The organism is Armatimonadota bacterium, assembly GCA_020354555.1.
Lineage (GTDB): Bacteria > Armatimonadota > Hebobacteria.
This window is the reverse complement of sequence record CP070648.1, coordinates 1,380,640-1,384,764: the sequence shown is the minus strand read 5'-3', so window position 1 is coordinate 1,384,764 and position 4,125 is coordinate 1,380,640. Positions and strand designations below refer to the sequence as shown.

3 protein-coding genes are annotated in these 4,125 nt (G+C 68.3%); 1 reads left to right on the top strand and 2 read right to left on the bottom strand.

All coding sequences use genetic code 11. The features are described from left to right. Positions 1-2,848: PQQ-binding-like beta-propeller repeat protein (locus JSV65_05605; GenBank protein ID UCH35828.1), on the top strand; the 2,848-nt coding region annotated here is incomplete at its 5' end. 31 nt (positions 2,849-2,879) lie between these two features. On the opposite strand, the gene JSV65_05600 is transcribed toward JSV65_05605, so the two are convergent. Together JSV65_05600 and JSV65_05595 are read right to left on the bottom strand one after the other, a co-directional pair. Further along, positions 2,880-3,602, bottom strand: a complete 723-nt coding sequence (locus JSV65_05600) for a class I SAM-dependent methyltransferase (GenBank protein UCH35827.1) — start codon at positions 3,600-3,602, stop codon at positions 2,880-2,882. Between the two features lie 190 nt (positions 3,603-3,792). Next, the coding region (locus tag JSV65_05595) for a HEAT repeat domain-containing protein (protein UCH35826.1) at positions 3,793-4,125 on the bottom strand (333 nt) is incomplete at its 5' end.

Here is a 4,125-nt window from a genome sequence, read left to right as displayed (position 1 = left end):
GCTGCGGCATTTCCAGGGCACGGGGGTCGGCACGTGGGGCCTGCTGTCGGCGTACGGCGCGCGCGCCTTCGCCGCCGGGCCGGGCGCGGTTCGCGAGCACAGGCCGGACGAATGGTTGGGCGTGCTCACAGTGCCACTCGGGCGGTATCGTTACGACCGCTTGAGCCACGACCGCGCCCGTGCGCGAGAGCAAGGGCGGTGGTACACGACCGCGCCGTACGAGCGGACGTTCGAGAAGCTCTGTTTCCGTAATCGGTTTGACCCGGCGGCGCAGTACCTGGTGCTGCAAGGGCTGCAGGGGCTGGAGGCGGATAACGTTCCGCCCAGAGATGCGAACTCGATCATCCGCTACACGGACAACGGCCACGTGTGGCTCATCGCAAACACGGACCGCCAGGGCAACTTCTATCGCAATGCCGTGTATGTCAGCGACGGGACGAACGCGGAGCCGCAGCCGGCGGCGTGCGAGGCCGCGGCGGTGGCCGACTTCGGGCATGTCGCAATGACCGCGACGCGCCTGCCGGATTACTCCGGCGGCGACTGGACGCGGCATATCTTCTGGCTCAAGGGCAAGTACTTCGCGGTCGTCGATACGGTCAGGCTCCAACGCGATGGGCAATTCGCCGTGTTCTGCACGTGGCGGACGCCGGTGGCGGCGGCGCTTTCCGGAAAGGCATGGGAGGCATGTGACGCCGAGTACCTGTTCCGCCTGGTCAACGCCGACGGGGTGAAGCAAACCAGCGGGCGCGAAGGGCTTGAGGGCGCGGCGAATCCGACGGTGCTGCGGCAGGTGCAAACGGTGCGCGGGCGCTCCGGCGACCACGTGATGTTTCGCAATGTGTTCCGCGTCGTGCGCGCGGGGAGGCGGTCGGGATTCGACGCGCGGGCGATCGGCGAGCATTGTCTGATGACGGATGCCGGCGCGCGGCGGGACTTACTGGGTGTGAATCCCGGGACCGGGGTAGTAAGGATCGGGCCGTTTGAGACAAACGCGCGGATGTTCTATCTGACCGATGCCGGCGAGAGCGCGCTGGTCGGCGGGTCGTACCTGGAGTATCGCGGCGAGCGGCTGCGCATGGTTGCGGGGCGGGTGACGCTGCCGTCAGGGGCGCGCGTGGATCTCGCGCGGCTGTGGCGGGAGGCGGGGGAGAAGGCGCGGGCGGGTGCGGCGGAAGCCGATGTGCGTCCGGCGCCAGCCGGCGCGCGCTCTGCCTCACGCCGGTGGTTCGACGCGTTGACGCCGCGCCTGGCGAACGTTGACAACCCGATCGTGATGAGCGATGTGCCGCCGGCGGCAGGGAGCTTGGATGATCTGGTTGACGGCTTCATCCCGCTGTGGTCGGGTGATGTGTCGTGGCCCGCGGGGCAGAGCCCGGTGCTCACCCTGGACCTGCGGCGGGAGTACGAGGTGGGCGCGATTGAGTTCGCGACCGGGCTGGTGAGCCGCCCGAACACGCTTCCCGATGCGTCGGACATGCAGGCGCGCGGGGCGACGGTTGAGTTCAGTGTGGATGGTTTCGAGCGCGACGTGCGCGGCCAGGAAGTGACATTCGCGCCGGGGTTCACGATTGAGCCGCTGCACAAGGGGACGGTGTTTGCCATGGGCCGGTGGCGCGCGGCGGGAATGAACGAGCGCGCGCGGTATGTGCGGCTGCGCCTCGATGGCGACGCCGGGCGCGGGGTGACGATGCGCGAGGTGTTCATTCGCGCGGCGGGCACGAACGAAGCGCGCTTCGGTTCGGCGGAGGTCGGAGACCTCGACGGCGACGGGCAGGACGAACTCATCGTCACGACCGATGCGTGCGAGCTGGTCGTGGTCGGCGCGGAGGGACAGGAACGGTGGCGAAAGAGCTTTGCGGGTGCGGTGACGTGCGCGCGTGTCGTCGAATTGGCCGAAGCGTCGCGCGTGCTGCTGGTCGGGACCTGGGAGGCGCGGCTGTACTGTTTCGACGCGGACGGGATCGAATTGTGGCGGACCGACTTCTTGCCGTTGGGCGGTGATCTGCCGGTGCCGTTCTCTGTCGCTGTCTGGCAGCCGGAGGCGGACAGCCCGCCGCAGATCATCGTTGGCAATTACGCGCGCGTGTCATTCCTCGATGCGGCGGGGCGGATGTTGTCTCACAACTTCGCGTATGGGTCGCACGAGACGATGACGCTGGCGCCGGGGTTCGATGTCACGGGCGACGGCGTGGATGATGCGATTCTGTACAATCCGTGGGCGACGCTGTCGGTGGTGGACGGCGCGAAGCGGGAGGTGGTGCGCTGGCTTCCCGCGCCGGCGGGGGAGGGTCTGGCGCTGGAGCTGTGGGACGATCGCGGCGCGGCAGATCCGCGCGCGCTGGTCGCGAGTGAAAACGGCCTGGGCATGCTGCGGCTGAAGAGCGGGCGGTATGACTGGCGTGCAGATGTCACGCCCTTGACGTGTGTCGCCGGCGCGGATCTGGATGGTGACGGGGCGCGGGAAATCGTCGTCGGCAAGCGGGGCGGGTTTCTGCTGGTGTACTCCGAGGCAGGTGAGTTACGGCAGCGTGTGTTGCTTGGAGAGGCGGTGATGGCGCTGCAAGTGATCGAGTTGGCAGGGCGCGAGGCGGGCGGAACCGCGGGCCTGCTTGTGGCGACCGACGAGGCGCTGCGGATGTTCGAGGCGGGGGCGGATGGCGCAGACGGCGCACCTGGTCCCAACTTGTCCCTGCAAGAGAGAGGAGTCGTATCAGGCCGAGGCTATGTAGATCTACGGCGTTTGCGCGGGGAGGGAGAAGAGACTGTGGTCGTCGGCTTCGCGCCGGGCCTGTCGGTGGAAGCGTTTGATGTGTCGCGTGGGAGCACGATCCGCCACGCACGCGAGTGATACAAACGACGGCGCAAGAGCGTTTGCGCCCTCACGGTGCTTGCCGGACGGGAGAATCCTCCCCGGTGGATATCACTGTCCTCCCCCGATAGGGCGGCCCAGGGGGATCGCCGCGCCAGCCCCAGCCTTTCTCGGCGATCACACGAAGCCCCGCCGACTCAAGCATTCGCTCCAGCGCGTCCCCGGTGTACAACCGCATGGGAAGCAGTCTCCGCTCCCCGCCGGAACTGACGAAGCTGTCGCTGTCGGGTGAGTATACGAGGTTGCCCTCGACGCCGTGTCGGAGAGCGAATTCTTTGGTATAGACCTCGAGGTAGAAACGCCCGCCGGGGCATAGGATCCGCGCCGCGCCGTTAAGCACGCGCTGGTTTTCCGCGTCGCTGGGGAGTATCCCGAATAGCACGTCCCACAACAGGATGGCATCGAACGGGCCGAGCGGTAGGTCCCTCATGTCTGCGCAGATCCAGTTCGCATGCGCGCTGCGTTCCTCGGCCAGCGATCGCGCGATCTCGAGCGCAGCGGGGCAGATATCGAGCCCGGTGACGACAAGGCCGCGGGTGGCAAGCTCGACGTCGAGCGCACCCGCGCCGCACGCGATGTCGAGAATGCGCTGCCCCGGCGTGAGATCCAGTATCGCCACGATGGCGTCGGCTTGGCTCGCCGTCGTGGCCCAGTCAACCTGACGCGCCTCGGCTCGGCGCTCTTGCCAGCGCCTTTCCCACCAGACTGCGATTGGGTCATTGTTGCTCGCCATGCTGCTGCACCATTGTGCCTGACATGGCGCACCGCTCGGGCGGCTGCGGAGGGACGCCACCCTACTTGCCATGCTGGGCGAGGACGCCGACATCAAGGTCGTCAGTGCCCCGCATCGCCTCCGCGAACAGGCCGCGCTGACACGCCGTCGCGAATCCGACTTGAGCCCCGTCACCGGCGAGGCTCAAAGTTCACCGCCCCTCGATTGCGTCAATCGCCGTCTTCTGCGCGTCGGCGACCGCGAGTTGTCGCGCGGCGCGGAGACCCTGCTGACGCGCCTGGGGGGTGACGTCGGCGCCGTCGGCGACTGCGAGCAGCGCCTCAACGGCGGCCTCCCGAACGCGGGCGGATGCGTTCCGGCCCGCCTGCGCCAGAACGGGAACGGCTTTTGGACAGCCGAGCAGGCCGAGAGCCTGCACCGCCGCGAGGCGCATATGCCCGGCGCGGTTTCGCGCCGCGTCGGCGAGTACCGGGAATGCGGCGACGTCGCCGCGCGCGCCGAGGGCGAGGAGTATGCCGGGCTG

Coding starts and splice junctions, on each gene's coding strand:
- JSV65_05600 (UCH35827.1), bottom strand. CDS start 3,602: ATGGCGAGCAACAATGACCCAATCGCAGTCTGGTGGGAAAGGCGCTGG.